The organism is Paracerasibacillus soli (genome assembly GCF_042432965.1).
Classification (GTDB): Bacteria; Bacillota; Bacilli; order Bacillales; family Amphibacillaceae; genus Paracerasibacillus; species Paracerasibacillus soli.
On record NZ_JBHLWL010000065.1, the window covers coordinates 98,331 to 114,780 of the forward strand.

General features: G+C 36.2%; 15 protein-coding genes and 3 other annotated features. Of the genes, 6 read left to right on the top strand and 9 right to left on the bottom strand.

Translation table 11 applies throughout. The features are described 5' to 3' along the window. Window positions 1-19: 19 nt before the first annotated feature. Window positions 20-212, bottom strand: a binding site (T-box leader). Between the two features lie 101 nt (window positions 213-313). Then, window positions 314-505, bottom strand: a binding site (T-box leader). Between the two features lie 101 nt (window positions 506-606). Then, window positions 607-798 (bottom strand) — a binding site (T-box leader). An 82-nt stretch (window positions 799-880) separates the two neighbouring features. Both ACFFIS_RS16635 and ACFFIS_RS16640 read right to left on the bottom strand, forming a co-directional pair. Continuing rightward, window positions 881-2,080 carry a trans-sulfuration enzyme family protein gene (locus ACFFIS_RS16635; protein ID WP_390188430.1) on the bottom strand — a complete coding sequence of 400 codons (1,200 nt, stop codon included), beginning with the start codon at window positions 2,078-2,080 and terminating at the stop codon, window positions 881-883. Window positions 2,081-2,091: 11 nt separating this feature from the next. Then, window positions 2,092-2,802 carry a GntR family transcriptional regulator gene (locus ACFFIS_RS16640; protein ID WP_320381268.1) on the bottom strand — a complete coding sequence of 237 codons (711 nt, stop codon included), beginning with the start codon at window positions 2,800-2,802 and terminating at the stop codon, window positions 2,092-2,094. Between the two features lie 245 nt (window positions 2,803-3,047). Between ACFFIS_RS16640 and ACFFIS_RS16645 the strand changes: the two genes are divergently transcribed. Beyond that, window positions 3,048-4,853: a methyl-accepting chemotaxis protein gene (locus tag ACFFIS_RS16645; RefSeq protein WP_390188432.1), complete on the top strand. Its 1,806-nt coding sequence runs from the start codon at window positions 3,048-3,050 to the stop codon at window positions 4,851-4,853. Window positions 4,854-4,998: 145 nt separating this feature from the next. Further along, window positions 4,999-5,313: a YbjQ family protein gene (locus ACFFIS_RS16650; protein WP_320381264.1), complete on the top strand. Its 315-nt coding sequence runs from the start codon at window positions 4,999-5,001 to the stop codon at window positions 5,311-5,313. A gap of 143 nt (window positions 5,314-5,456) precedes the next feature. On the opposite strand, the gene ACFFIS_RS16655 is transcribed toward ACFFIS_RS16650, so the two are convergent. Both ACFFIS_RS16655 and ACFFIS_RS16660 read right to left on the bottom strand, forming a co-directional pair. After that, window positions 5,457-6,038 carry a DNA-3-methyladenine glycosylase I gene (locus ACFFIS_RS16655; protein ID WP_390188433.1) on the bottom strand — a complete coding sequence of 194 codons (582 nt, stop codon included), beginning with the start codon at window positions 6,036-6,038 and terminating at the stop codon, window positions 5,457-5,459. Next, a complete protein-coding gene (locus ACFFIS_RS16660; protein WP_320381263.1) occupies window positions 6,039-6,878 on the bottom strand; it encodes a sulfurtransferase in 840 nt (279 codons plus the stop codon). Between the two features lie 141 nt (window positions 6,879-7,019). Here ACFFIS_RS16660 and pepT point away from each other — a divergent pair, with 141 nt between their 5' ends. Continuing rightward, complete coding sequence (pepT, locus tag ACFFIS_RS16665) at window positions 7,020-8,255, top strand: peptidase T (protein WP_390188434.1); 1,236 nt, start codon at window positions 7,020-7,022, stop codon at window positions 8,253-8,255. Between the two features lie 96 nt (window positions 8,256-8,351). On the opposite strand, the gene ACFFIS_RS16670 is transcribed toward pepT, so the two are convergent. After that, a complete protein-coding gene (locus ACFFIS_RS16670; protein WP_390188435.1) occupies window positions 8,352-9,548 on the bottom strand; it encodes an MFS transporter in 1,197 nt (398 codons plus the stop codon). Between the two features lie 193 nt (window positions 9,549-9,741). Here ACFFIS_RS16670 and ACFFIS_RS16675 point away from each other — a divergent pair, with 193 nt between their 5' ends. Further along, window positions 9,742-10,782, top strand: a complete 1,041-nt coding sequence (locus ACFFIS_RS16675; protein ID WP_390188436.1) for a D-alanyl-D-alanine carboxypeptidase family protein — start codon at window positions 9,742-9,744, stop codon at window positions 10,780-10,782. Window positions 10,783-10,887: 105 nt separating this feature from the next. On the opposite strand, the gene ACFFIS_RS16680 is transcribed toward ACFFIS_RS16675, so the two are convergent. Then, on the bottom strand, window positions 10,888-11,340 hold the full coding sequence (locus ACFFIS_RS16680; RefSeq protein WP_320381257.1) for a DUF2269 family protein: 453 nt from the start codon (window positions 11,338-11,340) through the stop codon (window positions 10,888-10,890). 135 nt (window positions 11,341-11,475) lie between these two features. Then, entirely contained in the window at window positions 11,476-11,946 is a 471-nt protein-coding gene (locus tag ACFFIS_RS16685) for a nucleoside deaminase (RefSeq protein WP_320381256.1), read from the bottom strand. A 357-nt stretch (window positions 11,947-12,303) separates the two neighbouring features. Between ACFFIS_RS16685 and ACFFIS_RS16690 the strand changes: the two genes are divergently transcribed. Both ACFFIS_RS16690 and ACFFIS_RS16695 read left to right on the top strand, forming a co-directional pair. Then, window positions 12,304-12,864 carry a nitroreductase family protein gene (locus ACFFIS_RS16690; RefSeq protein WP_390188437.1) on the top strand — a complete coding sequence of 187 codons (561 nt, stop codon included), beginning with the start codon at window positions 12,304-12,306 and terminating at the stop codon, window positions 12,862-12,864. Window positions 12,865-13,070: 206 nt separating this feature from the next. Next, on the top strand, window positions 13,071-13,364 hold the full coding sequence (locus tag ACFFIS_RS16695; protein ID WP_320381254.1) for a DUF378 domain-containing protein: 294 nt from the start codon (window positions 13,071-13,073) through the stop codon (window positions 13,362-13,364). Window positions 13,365-13,553: 189 nt separating this feature from the next. On the opposite strand, the gene ACFFIS_RS16700 is transcribed toward ACFFIS_RS16695, so the two are convergent. After that, window positions 13,554-14,453, bottom strand: a complete 900-nt coding sequence (locus tag ACFFIS_RS16700; RefSeq protein ID WP_390188439.1) for a glycine betaine ABC transporter substrate-binding protein — start codon at window positions 14,451-14,453, stop codon at window positions 13,554-13,556. 586 nt (window positions 14,454-15,039) lie between these two features. Further along, complete coding sequence (gene ddlA, locus ACFFIS_RS16705; protein ID WP_390188441.1) at window positions 15,040-16,140, bottom strand: D-alanine--D-alanine ligase; 1,101 nt, start codon at window positions 16,138-16,140, stop codon at window positions 15,040-15,042. Between the last annotated feature and the right edge of the window lie 310 nt (window positions 16,141-16,450).

Genomic DNA, 16,450 nt, shown 5'->3' on the forward strand with positions numbered 1-16,450 from the left:
AAAAAGAGCCTCCTATCCCAAAAGGGACGGAAAGCTCCGTGGTACCACCCTCATTAACAAATTTCTTTGTTCACTCACTTAGATAACGGCCGAAACCGGAATTATTCAGCTCCCTATTTGTATTTCGTCCTACACCTTGCCTAGTTCACAGCACCCACTAGGTTTCTGATTTCAAGCTTGTAGTAACTACTATTATAGTTCAACGCTTTTCCATATTTACTTTTTCTTACTTTTACTCAGTATCAATAACAAATGCTCGCCATAATAACGAACGTAATATTCTAATCCTATAAAAAAAAGAGCCTCCTATCCCAAAAGGGACGGAAAGCTCCGCGGTACCACCCTGATTAACAAATTTCTTTGTTCACTCACTTAGATAACGGCCGAAACCGGAATATTCAGCTCCCTATTTGTACTTCGTCCTACACCTTGCCTAGTTCACAGCACCCACTAGATTTCTGATTTCAAGCTTGTAGTAACTACTATTATAGTTCAACGCTTTTTCATATTTATTTTTTCTAATTTTTACTCAGCATCACTAACAAGTGCTCGCAATAATAACGAACGTAATATTCTAATCCTATAAAAAAAAGAGCCTCCTATCCCAAAAGGGACGGAAAGCTCCGCGGTACCACCCTGATTAACAAATTTCTTTGTTCACTCACTTAGATAACGGCCGAAACCGGAATATTCAGCTCCCTATTTGTACTTCGTCCTACACCTTGCCTAGTTCACAGCACCCACTAGGTTTCTGATTTCAAGCTTGTAGCAACTACTATTATAGTTCAACGCTTTTTCATATAAATGTATTAACGATATTTTAGAAGTAATGCTGTTAAATGTCAAGTAGCTATTTAGATTTCGCACACAAATATTTCAGTTAAATTTCTATATCATCACCCACTAATTCCAATGCTGCTTTTAAGTCTTCTACAATATCTTCAGGATTCTCTAACCCTACAGATAAACGAATTAATCCTTTTGGAATTCCAAAGTGAATCAATTCCTCTTCAGGTATCGAGGAATGCGTCATGGAAGCAGGATGTTGCACCAATGTTTCCGGATCACCAAGGCTAAATGAAATCATGGCAAGCTTGAGCGAGTCAATAAACCTTTTACCCGTTTCAACCCCACCTTTTACTTCAAATGCAATAATTCCTCCCATACCACTCATTTGTCTTTTTGCAAGGTTTCTTTGCGGATGAGATGCCAATCCAGGATAATACACCCTTTCCACTGCTTCGTGTCCTTCTAGAAACTCTGCCACTCTTTGCGCTGTGTCACAATGAGCTGCTACACGGATTCCAAGTGTTTTTAAACCCCGTAAAATTAAATATGCATCCCATGCACTCAACGCCTGACCAAGATCTCCCATGATTGTTTGGCGCATAAAATCAATGTGTTCCTTTTTACCACATATTACGCCTGCGACAACATCTCCATGTCCATTTAAGTATTTCGTCGCACTATGAACGACGACATCTGCCCCCAACTCCAAAGGTCTTTGTAGATATGGTGTCATAAATGTATTATCCACGATAACAGATAAACCAAATCGATGTGCCACTTTACATACCGCTTCAATATCTATTAATGTTAATGTCGGGTTCGACGGTGTTTCAATATAAACAACCTTCGTATTTGCTTTAATCGCACACTGCAGCGCATCCATATCGGTACAGTCGACATAGTCATATTCAATACCAAATCTTGGTGCTAAATTTGTTAAAAACTTATGTGTTCCCCCATAAATATCTTTTGTAACAACAATATGTTCTCCCTTTTTAACAAATGCTAAAATTGCTGTTGAAATAGCAGCCATCCCACTACTCACAGCTAACGCTTCTTCCGCCCCTTCTAAACGAGCAATTTTCTTTTCGAGTGTACAAGTCGTTGGATTTCCATACCGTCCATAAAATGTGCCTTCATTTTCACCGGTTACTACTGCTGCCGCAGCGTCAGCATGTTGAAATGCATAAGCAACCGCAGGAACTAAAGGCTGTGATACAGCACCCGTTTCTTTACACGGACTTACTTCACAATGAATTGCCTTTGTGTTAAATCCCCAATTGTTTGTCATTTCCAATCCTCCTATTTCGGATTATTTATTTCTCCATCCGTATGCATATAACGCTTAATCGCATTTACAGCACACTCCAAACTATTTTCAATATGTACAACCATTGCCTCAACAGCTCCAGCTTTATCTCCCTTTTCCATCAAATCTAAAATATGTTTATGTTCAGCAGCAGATTGTGTAAGCCGCTCTTTATTTTCAAATGGGATAAGACGACGGTAGCGGAAAATCCTATCATTTAATTGTAAAAGAATTTTATTTACAGTTTTATTTGCACTTAATTCGTAAATATACGTGTGGAATTTACCGCCATAGTACAAAATATCCGCTAAAATATCTTCCTCATCTGTATCATCAGATTTCTTTATCACCTGAACAAGATTTCGTAACCTGCGTTTATCCAATTCGGTTATTTTATCAGTCGCCTGTGCTACAACAATACTTTCCAATTGCTTTCTCACTTCAAATAGTTCTTTTACTTCTTGAATAGAAATAGGTGCTACTTTTAATCTTCCATTATGTTGCCGAACGACAAGTTCCTCATATTCAAGTCGTTGTAAAGCCTCACGTAGCGGTGTTCTACTGATTACTAATTCAGTAGAAAGTCTTTCTTCCACAATAGATTCATCTGGAATAAGTTCACCTTTCATAATGCGATTTTTAATCTCCAAGTAAGCATAATCTTTTGTCGATACCCGTTTATCACCGTATTGCGTATTTCCCAACAATCGACCTCACCTCTACAAAATGAATAATTGTATACAATTATACGGTTTAATAGTTAGAACTGTCAATTACCTGAATGGTCAAATTAAAATCGTTTACAATTGGTGAACAAATTTTTTGTATAATAAAAATAAATCGTCAAAATGAGCTATTTGTCCTAGTAAATTACAATGAAATGTATTACTATAGAACTACTACATCATACTTAAGGCCTATTCCTTATTGAAGTGAGGAGATACATAACATGAAAATTGGTAAAATTAAATTTCTGAATTTAGGTAAACGAGGGAAACCTTCGAAAAAAGCAAAGCATAAGAATAAGCAAATGAAGCAGAAAAACAAAATATCTTGGTTAAACTGGAAAGATTATAGTATCGGTCGAAAATATATTACGATATTTTCTATATCCTTCCTCCTTATTATGATTGCAGGCGGAATTGTATATTCATTATTAAGCACGAGTAAAGACAATATGCGTCTTGTTGAAGAACATAGTGCACGTGTCAGTGATATGTCCGATTTAGCTTCTTTAATTCAAGTGAAAGATGTACAAATATCCGATTACTTACTAACAAAAAGTTCTCGCTACATTCGGGCATTCGAGGAATTTCAAACACAATTTGAGCAACTCATCAAAAAAATCGAACCGAAAATAGCAAATAAAGAGCAACAATCATTACTCACACAAATTATAGAAAACAATGAAAAGGTTAATCAAATTTTTAATGATGAAATGCTACCTGCATTAGAAAGTAAACAAGAATATGTTGCATTATCAACTAGAAATCAAACATCACAATTACGTGCAAATACAATTGAACTTGTAAATGCGTTAATGACACTCGTGAAGAAAGAAGAAGCGAAATCTGTGCAAGCAGCAAGTCAATCACTGCAACAAAGTCAATTTCTTCTTTCAATTTTAATTGTATTAGCAATCGCAATTGGCACCGCCTTCATGATTGTCATAAGTAGAGGTATTTCTAGAAAATTAAAGGATGTCGTCGTGATGACTTCAGAGGTAGCCCGAGGCAATTTAAATGTATTGTCGTTAGAATTTCAAGGCAAGAACGAACTTGGAGAATTAACTACATCAGTAAATCAAATGAAAGAAAATATCCGCAACATTATATCGAATGTGACAGACGCGTCAAAAGTATTGATAACGAGAAGTGAGGAATTTACGCAATCAGCTACAGAAGTCAAAGAGGGCAGTGAACAAATCGCTGCTACAATGGAACAATTATCAGCTGGTTCCGAAACACAGGCCAATAGTGCATCTGTATTATCCGAAAAGATGAATGACTTTGCGCAAAAGGTTTCTCTATCAGATAAGAGTAGTGTAGATGTTGTAACTCGAGCAGTAGATGTGCGCAATCTCACAAAGACCGGAGAGAATTTAATGGAAGAATCGATAAAACAAATGAATCAAATTGATCGTATCGTTGCAGATGCAGTACTGAAAGTAAAAGGATTGGATGAGCAGTCCGAACAAATCTCAAATTTAGTTGGTGTAATTAAAGATATTGCAGGTCAAACAAACTTACTCTCATTAAATGCTGCAATTGAAGCTGCAAGGGCTGGGGAACATGGTCGTGGTTTTGCGGTTGTTGCAGATGAAGTAAGAAAATTATCTGAACAAGTCGCACAATCTGTTGGAGAAATCACAACTATTGTAGAAAATATTCAACAGGAAACAGATCATGTTGTAGATTCTTTAAACCATGGTTATGATGAAGTAAAAACTGGGACAAAGCAAATTGCAACTACTGGAGAGAATTTCCATACTATTAATCATTCCATTGAAGAGATGGTTGGGGAAATCGAACTCATTTCGAACCAAATGAAAGAAATCGTGAATGGTAGTGGAGAAATTAATGGATTAATTGAAGAGATTGCTTCTGTTTCTGAGGAAGCCGCTGCAGGTGTTGAACAAGCGGCAGCATCCTCACAACAAACTTCAAGTTCTATGGAGGAAATTACAAATAATGCAGCAGATCTAGCTCATCTCGCCGAAAAACTAAATCAAGAACTACAAATATTTAAATTGTAAGACATAAGGTCTTCTCCTCGAGCAGGAGAAGACCTTTTTGTTTGGCTCGGACATCTACTATATCATGAAAAGAACATATGAAACTTTTTCAATTGTATTTACGTATACTCATTATATTATTTATTAAACTGAGGGAGATGCTAGTATGTTAGTTGTTACAGCAAATAAAATACATGGCAAAAATATTGTGGAAGTAAAAGGTTTAGTCCAAGGAAGTACGGTTCAATCGAAACATGTTGGTCGCGATATAGGCGCCGGTTTGAAAACACTTATTGGTGGTGAGATTAAAGGATATTCCGATTTAATGCATGAAGCTAGAGACATTGCTTATGATCGCATGATTGAAGATGCGAAACGCCTAGGAGCAAATGCCATCGTTGCCATGCGCTATCAAACATCACAAATTATGAATTCTGCTTCCGAAGTAATAGCATACGGAACTGCGGTTGTCATAGCATGATTTTTCAGCTACGCACTATCTGGTCAAAGCTTTTTCGTAAAGGTAGGAGCTCGTTATAATCAAATTTTATATACATAGGTGGATGCCCTCTATTCTTTTAGAAGGCTTCCATTTTTGCTTTTATTCAATTAAAATTTAGTAGTTCATTTGATTCCCGTTCTTCCTACCTGTTGATACAAATAGCACGCTTTCGTATGATCATTAACAAGTCCTGCTACTTGCATAAAAGCGTAACAAATAGTAGGACCTACAAAAGAAAAACCATATTTTTTTAAAGCTTTGCTCATCCTAGTAGATTCCTCTGTATATGCAGGAACTTCTTCATGATGGCTCCAATTGTTTATGATTGGGGTATGATCAACAAATCCCCAAACAAAAGAAGAAAAACTACCATATTCCACCTTGATTGCCTTTATGGCTTGCGCATTTTTAATTACTGACCGTATCTTTAGCTCATGTCGAATAATATACTCATTACACAGTAACTCCTGCACTTTCGCCTCATCAAATTGACTAACCTTTTCGATATCAAAATTAGCGAAAGCCTCACGATAGCCCAATCTTCTTTTTAAAATTGTAATCCAACTAAGTCCCGCCTGCGCTCCTTCTAAGGACAGTAATTCAAATAACTGTTGATCATCATAAATGGGTATCCCCCATTCCTCATCATGATATTTTATATATAATGGATCGTCATTCACCCAACTACAACGTGTCTTATCCATTTATTGTTCCTTCGTTTCCACTTTATTTTCTTCATAAGAAATCCAATCACTGAAACTTCCAGGGTATAGTTTCACGTTTGTAAAGCCTGCCATTTTCAATCCCATTATATTGGGGCATGCAGAGACTCCTGATCCACACGATACAATAATTTCTTTATCCTTTGGAAGGGATGCAAAATGTTCATGTAATGCTTCTACACGTTTCCACTTATTATCATCGGCCATTACATCTTTCCAAAAATAGTTTTTAGCCCCAGGTATATGGCCAGCCTTTTTATACATCGGTTCCACTTTTCCTAGATATCGCTCTCGTGCGCGTGAATCGATTAATACCGCTTCATTTGCTTGCACTTTATCTTTCACTTCTTTCATATGTACAATGGCATGCTGTTTCGGTTGTGGAACAAATTGTTTTTTACCATATGCAGGTATTTCCTTTGTAACTTCAAAACCAGCATCTAACCAAGCCTGCATTCCACCCTCAAGCACGTAAACTTGTTCATGTCCTAAGTGGTGAAGCATGAACCATAGACGAGGCGCAAACATCTCATTTGCTTGGTCATATATAACAACATTCGTTTTGGTATCAATGCCATACTCACCTAGCTTTTTGGCAAATAACTTTGCATCCGGTAACGGGTGGCTACCACCATGTTTTTCCGCACTTCCTGACAAATCCTTATTTAAATCTAAATAAATCGCACCTGGGATATGTCCCTTTTTATACGCGTCTTGTCCAAATGTGTGATTATTTAAGTCAAAACGTACGTCCACTACAACTATTTCCCGTTTGTTTGAAAGTAAATGATTCAATTCTTGAACACTCATAAGAAATTCCACAAAACCCCTCCAATTTTCGTAATTATCGTCACCTCTTATTATACATTCTACACAACTTCCCATAGTCCTTGCACATTTCACATGTTTTTTTAACGGTTGTGATAAAATAAGAATATTACAACGCAAGAGGAGATGTATAGATTGAAACAAGAACTAATTGAACGTCTAACAAGATATGCAAAAATTGATACACAATCTAACGAAGCTAGTGATTCCACACCTTCCACTCCTGGACAGTGGGATTTACTACATCTATTAGAAAAAGAATTACAAGAATTAGGGATGGAAGAAGTTGCAGTAGATGACAACGGTTATTTAATGGCTACCCTACCGGCGAATACAGATAAATCCATCCCAACAATTGGCTTTTTGGCACATGTTGACACTGCGACAGATTTTACTGGTAAGAATGTCAATCCACAAGTTATTGAAAACTTCGATGGGAATGACATTACGTTAAATAAAGAAATGCAAGTTATTCTTTCAGTAAAAGACTTTCCTGAACTGTCTACTTACAAAGGGCATACCCTGATGACAACAGATGGCACTACTTTACTAGGTGCGGATAACAAAGCTGGTATCGCAGAAATTATGACAGCAATGCACTATTTAATTGAAAATCCTACTATTAAGCACGGTAAAATAAGGGTTGCCTTTACTCCAGATGAAGAAATTGGCCGTGGTCCACATAAATTTGACGTCAAACGTTTTAATGCAAAATACGCTTATACTGTTGATGGTGGGCCGTTAGGAGAATTACAATACGAAAGTTTTAATGCTGCAGCTGCAAAAGTATTTTTCAAAGGAAATAGTGTACACCCCGGAACAGCAAAAAATAAAATGGTGAATGCTGGTAAAATGGCCGCAGAATTTATTAACAAATTTCCTGAGGCAGAAACTCCTGAACAAACGGAAGGCTATGAAGGATTTTATCACTTAATTTCTATCGATGGTGATGTAGAAAATGCACAAGTGTACTATATTATACGTGACTTTGAAAAGAATTCATTTGAAAATAGAAAAGCAACGGTAGAAAAATTTGTATCGGAAATGAAAACAAAATATGGTGAGGAAAATGTTCGCTTAGAATTAAACGATCAATATTATAATATGCGTGATAAAATTGAACCTGTTAAAGAAGTTGTTGAAATTGCGGATCAAGCAATGAAAAACTTACAAATCGAGTCTATTATTGAACCAATTCGTGGTGGAACAGACGGATCACAACTATCTTATATGGGCTTACCTACCCCGAATATTTTTACTGGTGGGGAAAACTTCCATGGTAAATTTGAATATATTTCCGTTGATAATATGGAAAAAGCCGTACAAGTTATCGTTGAAGTTTGTAAATTATTTGAAGCAAAATATGAATAATTCAAGAAAACATAGTCTTCTTTTGTGAAAAATAAAGCATAACCATAAAAAATGGCACGCCATCTGAATGGATAGCATGCCATTTTTTATATGCGTCTAAACTTCTTTTCTTTTATATAATAAAGTCAGAATTAGACCACCTAGCATGAGTAACGCTAGCATTCCAAACGTGAAAATATAACTTCCCCATTTCATCAAATAGAGCGCAACTATCGGACCAAGCGTTGCACCGATAAATAATATAAATGCATAAAGTGCATTCGCTAAACCACGGTATATATAACCAAACTCTCCTACTAACATCATAATAGCTGGAAAGATGATAGATATACCCGCAACATATATTATACTCATGAGCGTTGTAAACAAAATGCTACCTTCCAACCCTAAAAAGGCCAGACCAATTACTCCAATTATTAATCCAACACGCAACATAAACATTGGTTTGATTTTTTTCATCATCATTCCTGTTATTGGTGAAAAAACCATAGCAACAATTCCTGCCCCCCGAATAAATAAAATATCCTTCTCCGTCAAGTTTTGAAATGTAGATTGTAAATAATCCCCTAGCACTGTATACATACCAATAAAAGTAAGTAAAAGTAAGCTTGTGATACCATATGTGATGCGCAAATTACGTATGAGTAATAACGCCTTCATTTGCTTTACAACATCATTTATTTTAGTAGAAACGGTTGGTTGAGAAGAACGGGGTAACGATATATATATTTTTAAACTTGTCAAAAAGTAAAAAAGTGCAAAGCTAAAAAATATAATTTTCCAATCAAACGTTTGTTTAATACTCTCGGCAAATATTTGTCCTAATATACCTGCAGTGACATAGCCGAAACTAATAAAACCAATAGCAGAGCCTATTTTATTTTTTGGAAAAACATCAAAAACATATGCCATTGCTGTCGGTGCAAATGACGCTGCAACAAAACCTTGAATTCCTCGTAATATGACAATCATATAAAACTCGTCAGCAAATCCTAATAAGCAGGTCACAATAGCTAAAGCACCCATTCCACTTAGCAGTACTTCCTTCCGACCGATGCGATCTGATAATGGACCAAAGAACAAAAAACCAATGGCATAGAAAAAGGAAAACATACTACTACTCCAGGCAGCTACAGTCGTTGATATAGTAAACTCCTGTGAAAATACACTTATTAAGGGCGTTGTAATATATACGCTAGAAACAACAATTAATGCACACCAAAATAATAATCCAGTTAGCTTATCATAATTAGGTTCCAAGCTTTCTTGTATTCGCTTATCTTGCCCCAACACGCCCACCCCCCTATTAAAATATGCTACTTAAGCTCCAATGTGCAGCATATTTTAGTAGTAGTTTTCTAAATATGAATTTATAATTTAGTCAATCATTAACAAATTGCATGGGAAGCAATACCTATTGCGCTTCATTCTTTTTTTTGAGAAAATAAGATTTGTGTTTTATAGTTTACAAACAGGAGAGACTACAATGTCGAAAAAAATAATTACATTCATTATATTTGCTTGTTTACTTACCATGGCTGCTTGCCAATCTTCTAACGTTGAAGAAAATGGAAAGCAAGATATGGAGGAAACTGGTCATTCCACAAACACTGTAACAAAACAAGAAAAACTCGGCTTGCCAACACAAGAACTTCAAAAAGGTGATCAAAATGCAAAGGTAAAAGATTTACAGGAGATCTTACGTAAACTCGGTTATAAGATTGATGCTACTGGTGTATATGATGCAGACACTACATGGGCATTGACAGATTTCCAATTGCAACACGAGGAACTTCTAATTACAGGTATTTATGATGCGCCTACTAGAAAGATCTTACAAGAAGCTTTTGAAAAAGTTCAAGATGGAAAAAAGACAACTTCTTTTACACCAGGGGAAGGACTTGCTTACTCTGATAAAGTAATAAAAAATGAACATTCTATTGTGATCAATAATCCATATGAAATTTTAGCACTCGTTAATAAAGAACATGCTTTGCCAAAAGATTTTGTTCCAGACGATCTCGTAACGCCAGATGTGCGTTTTCCATTTACAGAGGATTTACCTAAAAAATTAATGCGAAAACCTGCTGCCGAAGCTTTAGCAGCGATGTTTGCCGCGGGCGATGAGGAAGGTATAAACTTATATGCACAATCCGGATACCGTTCCTATGAAACACAAGTATCCTTATTTGCTTCTTACGTAGAACGTGATGGCATAGAAGCCGCGAATAAATACAGTGCTCGCCCTGGAGAAAGTGAACATCAAAGTGGATTAACTATGGACGTGACGAGTCCTGATGTTAGCTTTTTACTAAATGAAGACTTTGGAGAAACACCCGAAGGAAAATGGCTAGCGGAGCATTGTGGTGATTTTGGGTTCATCATACGCTATCCAAATGGAAAAGAATCCATTACACAATATCAATATGAGCCCTGGCACATACGATATGTTGGTAAAAAGGCTGCTCAAACTATTATGTCGCAACAAATCACTTTAGAAGAATATGTAGAAAGTCTTTCAGAATAAGAAATAGGGAGCTCCCAACTAAACTGGTGAACTCCCTTTTCCTTTATCATCTTTTCAAATAAGGACATAACAATGAAGTATGTACAAGCTATACGAAGAATCCATCTAAAAAGGTTTTAATATCATAAGTGATATAATGATTATAAAAATTATATTTTCTACATGTTCACTATTGAATACTTTTCTAGCATGAACATAATATTCCTCTGGTATTTCCTCACCTTGATATGTTTTCAATAGTTCTTTTATCGGTCTTGAAAATGGTTTTAAAACAAATGGCCCCATTGCAAGTGCTACCATATATAACGTTAGACTTGTCACATACCATCCTGCCCTAAATAGTGCTGGATTTAAAAAGCCCATTGTCAATCCTGTTACAAGTAACAGCGTTCCACCTATCATGATGATAATATGTACCATGGTACGGATCCGATAAGCATGCCGTACTTCCGCCATATTTTGTGCTTTCACTGGAATGAGCGTCATGATAAATCCCGGCCCCAAACCAATAATAGCTGAAAATATATGAATAAATAGCAGTACCTGATATAACGTCATCTTCATACCTCCGACATTTTCTCACATGACTATCATACAACAGATTTGCCGATATCGGAGTGACTTAGACCACTTAGACAAAATATTGTAATATTCGATTAGTACATACACCTATTTAAAAATATATGCATTGTACTAACCTTTCTTCACTTCATCCTTTTCTAGCCACATTTTCATCGGATCCTCCAGCCCTTCTTCCAGCGGCATATGGATCATCTCAACTGTTTTTCTATTTTCTGTTGCATGCTTAAAATCTTCATATAGAACAGCTGAAGCATTTAAGCCATTGTCAGCAGTCTCTTTAACAGAAGCACAATAGTATGCCTTCTTAATGCCCACATAATACATTGCTGTAAAACACATCGGACACGGTTCTCCGCTTGCATACATCACATAACCGCTTAAATCATCCGTCTGTAATTTTTCTTGTGCTTTACGTATGGCCACTAGTTCCGCATGTGCACTTACATCATGCTTGATATGGATTTCGTTCACACCTTCTGCAACGATTGCTCCATCTTTCACTAACACTGCACCAAATGGCTGGCCACCGTCTTTTACATTATTAGTCGAAAGTTCTACAGCACGCTTCATAAACTTATCCATACAATCATTTCCCCTTTCTAACATATGTGTTGCCTTCATCATATGTTACTTTTTACGATATTACCAACTAAAGCTATGCCACTTCAAGTTTTATCATTCATATGTAATTTGCATATCACCTAATTTGATCCACCCTTTTTTCCTAAACCATTCAGATACGAGTAAACTTATGATTGCAGGTGCAAGAACATTTGAGACTCCCACGTCTATAGATAGATTGTAGCATTTCAAATGCTTGGTGTATCTAGGAACTAACAGTTTTTTCACTTTATTTGCTTTTACCTCAGTTATCAAGTAGACTCTCATTGAGAATGAGAATCATTTATTTGGGCGACATCAAAGAAAGGAGTTATGTTATTGGAACAAGTAAAACAAAGGTCACAGCTTGCACAAATCATCCGTGAAAGACGTGCGATAAAAAAGGGATATAACGATAAAGTTGTTACCAAAGAGCTTGTGTTGGATCTATTAAACGACGCGATATGGGCACCAACACATGGGATGCGTCAACCTTGGCGTTTTATTTTCATCGGAAAGGATCAGTTACCAACATTTGCAAAACGTGTTGCTGCAACATATCCTGAAGAACGCCGGGAAAACCGAGAGAATTATTTAAACGAGCCAAATGCTATTTTAGTCGTTTTAATGGAAGAATTAGAAGTGCAAAAACAATGGGATGATAATTACGGTGCGGTTGCAAGTATGATTCAAAACTTTTGGCTATTAGCATGGGAGAAACAGCTCGGCGTCGTCTGGAAGACAAACCCTCACAACTATGATCCTGAAGTAAAAAAGATCCTTAACGCTAAAGATAACGAAAAAATCGTTGGCTTTTTACATCTGGGATATTTTGATGAAGAACCACCTATTAAAGAGAGAATTCCTGCTATTGAAAAGTTCCACATATTTGAAGGATAATCGTCAATTTCCAATAAAGATTAAAGAAAGGGTTGTCATTTGCACAGCCCTTTTTTGATGATGTTGTATTCAGATTGAAGATGGATACATACTAAAACCTACAAATATTTCGCATCTAATTTTCGTAATGGTATAAAAAAGTCGCATGTGTGCAAAATATAGCTAACTATAGCTATGGTGAAATCATATGATGAGGAGGTACACCAATGCACACATTACGCCGTATTGCGTTAGCATTAGTCATCATCGGAGCGTTAAATTGGGGACTAATTGGTTTATTTCAGTTTGATTTAGTCGCAGCCATATTTGGCGGACAAAATGCAGGATTTTCAAGGATCGTTTATACGTTAGTAGGTGTTAGTGGACTTGTGTCACTAGGTTTACTATTTGACCCAATAACAGATAACAGTCGCACAAATATCCGACGTAGTCCAAATTACGGCACAGAATTTGGAGAAGAGTTTGGAGAAGAATACGATTTTGACAGGGACGATATTTAATAATTTTGGATTGGAAAGGGCTTGTAGGATAACTACAAGCCCTTTCCCCAGAGAATGGTGGTTATCTTCCATTTCACCTTGTATGCTTTATAGTGTTAACTTTAGAAGCCCGAAAATAGTTCACACCATAAGGTCTAAATTCCCTTAGGGGGTGCAATACATGCAATACAAATCGGACTTAAAGCATAATTATTCTTTTGATGGTAAATCTTCAATGGAGTCGATATCCATATACGCAGGAACGGCAATTCCATTTTTAGTTCCATTTAAGTTCACACCTAAATCTAGAACGTCTTCCTTATGTTCTTCATATAGAAAACCATGTGTAGTTGGCAACCATGGAGCAACTGTTGCATCAGCGTCCCCATTAGCTATTGCTTGGAACATAATTGCTGGATCAACATCAGTTATCGTTACCTCAAAGCCTTGTTGTTCTAAAACTGTTTTCATAACATATGCAGAAGCACGTTCTGAGTCCCAAGGTGTCGATACTAATTCAATTTCTTCCCCCTCCACCATGTCAGTACCTTCTATCCATTCATCAACTTTACCCTGATTCTCATCTACCCACTTTTTGGCAGCTTCATCAAAAGAACTATCTTGTTCATCGAGCATCACAGCCTCCATATCTTCCACTTCCCATTGGAAGGCATCAAGAATTTTATATGCATGAGGCATATCTTTCTCTAAATCTTTTCTTACAATTGTATGAATACCTTCAATTTCGCCAAGTGTACCCTTTGGATCTTCTAGAAACTTCAAATCATAAGCTGCAAACATCCAATGCGGACTCCAACCTGTTATAACAATAGGTTCCTCGTTATCGATTGCTTCACCTAAAAGAGTAGTCATGCCTGCAGTTGAACTTTCTTCTAGTTTCCACCCCTTCAAGTTGTCATACTCTTCTAATGTATCTTTTGCAAGTTGAGTTAATCCTGCACCTGGTTCAATCCCTGTAATCGTATATTCTAATACTTCTCCTAAGTTTTCTTCTGACTTATCACTATCTTTTTCATCATTTGCACAGCCTACTAATAATAATGAAAGAAATAGAATAAGAGTAATACTAATCATTCTAAACTTCGGCAAATTTTCTTCCTCCTTTTTTACTTTAAACGTGAGTTAAGAAACATATGTTGTGTTAAATTTCCCATAATAATGTTCGAACAACTTATAAGGACAAACCTAATTACTTTTCTTCACGCTTAATACCCTACTAATTTTTGAACGCACCTATTATGATATAGCAAATTTAATTTACAGGAAATTCTAATAAAGACTTGTATCATGTAATATTAGATTACAATTCGTACTCTTATTCATTTAGCTATATCATTCATAGAAATAATCACTCATGCTTTACATCATATTAATTTCCTTTAAAATAGCAATTTTTAACTTTATTACGATAGGAAACCTTGAAGTATATTTCGGGGAAAGGAGGAGTTCCTCACATAAATTTTCTAAGAAATTCAGGAATTTAAGATTAAAAACTCAAGGGAAAAAGGTAGGCTACTAATTAATTCTATTGAAACTGTACAAAAGAAAAAGGCGAGTGTAATGTCCACAAAAAAAGGCGCTTAGAGTTTATCTATATACTCTAAACGTCTTATCTATCTACTAGCAAATATTGGCGTTGCATCTTTCGTTATATTTTCTAAAATTAGTGGTACTCTTACTCCCAAATTGAGCTTTTTAGTTCTTGATCTTGTTTGTGGCGCTTAACAGCAAGATCAATTAACTTTGTAATCAAATCAGTATATGAAATACCACTTATTTCCCACAACCTTGGATACATACTAATTTTTGTAAATCCTGGCAATGTGTTTAACTCATTTACATACAATTCTCCTGATTCCGTTAAGAAAAAGTCAACGCGAGCTAACCCCTCACATTGTAATGCTTGAAATGCAGCAATTGCAGTTTCTTGTACCTTTTGCACAACTTCCTCAGATAAATCAGCTGGTGCAGCAAGCTCTGCTCCCTTTTCATCAATATATTTTGATTCATAAGAGTAAAATTCTGTTTTAGGTAATATTTCACCAGGCAAGGAAGCAATGGGCTCTTCATTTCCAAGTACAGAACATTCAATCTCCCGTCCTGTAATATTTTCTTCAATAACAACTTTATGATCAAATTGAAATGCTAATTTAATCGCCTCATAAAACTCCTCTTCTGTTGTAACTTTACTTACCCCTACAGATGAGCCTTGATTAGCTGGTTTAATAAACATAGGTGTACCAAGAGTTTCTGAAACAACTTCAAAACGAATGTTATCTATGTCCGTTCTCGTATAGACAAGTCCTTTTGCTACATTAATCCCAGCATTTTGTAATATTATCTTTGCAATATCTTTATCCATGCAAATAGATGAACTTAACACACTAGGTCCTACAAATGGTAAATTCGCTAAACGTAACATCCCTTGTAAACTTCCATCTTCTCCTAATGTACCATGTACAATTGGAAATACAACATCTAACTGATCAAGTACCTCTGCGGAATTTGCATGGATTAACTGGTGATCACTTGATCCCGGAACGATTGCAACTGCATCATTCGATTTATTCAATTGAATAAGCTTTGGATTATCCGCATGCATTAAGTAACTGGACTGATCATTGATATGCCAATTTCCTTGCTTATCAATGCCAATTAAAACAACTTCAAATTTTTCTTTATCAATTGCGTCAACGATATTTTTTGCTGATTGTAATGAGACTTCATGCTCGGCTGATTTCCCACCAAAAATAATACCGACGTTCATTTTTTTCATCTTTTTATTTCCTCTCCTCAAAATCTGGGCTATTAACATCCTATTCATTTTAACCAAAAAAGCAACAGTTCTTTGTAATTGATTCTCTTTTTACACGTTTTATTCCTTAAATCTGCGTAGTAGACCCAAACTGTTCGGTAGTGAAAACTTGTCTTTAAACTTAATTAGCTCGCTGCATCACTACGGAAAAACACTACACCAGTGTTTTTGTATAGAGTCGTTTTATACCTGCTATTTTTCTGATACAGCGGTGTTTTCCGCTGCGGACCGTTGCTTTCCGCGGGCAACGCCTTGCCCCAACACTGGGGTA

Coding starts and splice junctions, on each gene's coding strand:
- ACFFIS_RS16635 (WP_390188430.1), bottom strand. CDS start 2,080: ATGACAAACAATTGGGGATTTAACACAAAGGCAATTCATTGTGAAGTA.
- ACFFIS_RS16645 (WP_390188432.1), top strand. CDS start 3,048: ATGAAAATTGGTAAAATTAAATTTCTGAATTTAGGTAAACGAGGGAAA.
- ACFFIS_RS16650 (WP_320381264.1), top strand. CDS start 4,999: ATGTTAGTTGTTACAGCAAATAAAATACATGGCAAAAATATTGTGGAA.
- ACFFIS_RS16655 (WP_390188433.1), bottom strand. CDS start 6,038: ATGGATAAGACACGTTGTAGTTGGGTGAATGACGATCCATTATATATA.
- ACFFIS_RS16675 (WP_390188436.1), top strand. CDS start 9,742: ATGTCGAAAAAAATAATTACATTCATTATATTTGCTTGTTTACTTACC.
- ACFFIS_RS16680 (WP_320381257.1), bottom strand. CDS start 11,340: ATGACGTTATATCAGGTACTGCTATTTATTCATATATTTTCAGCTATT.
- ACFFIS_RS16685 (WP_320381256.1), bottom strand. CDS start 11,946: ATGGATAAGTTTATGAAGCGTGCTGTAGAACTTTCGACTAATAATGTA.
- ACFFIS_RS16695 (WP_320381254.1), top strand. CDS start 13,071: ATGCACACATTACGCCGTATTGCGTTAGCATTAGTCATCATCGGAGCG.
- ddlA (WP_390188441.1), bottom strand. CDS start 16,140: ATGAAAAAAATGAACGTCGGTATTATTTTTGGTGGGAAATCAGCCGAG.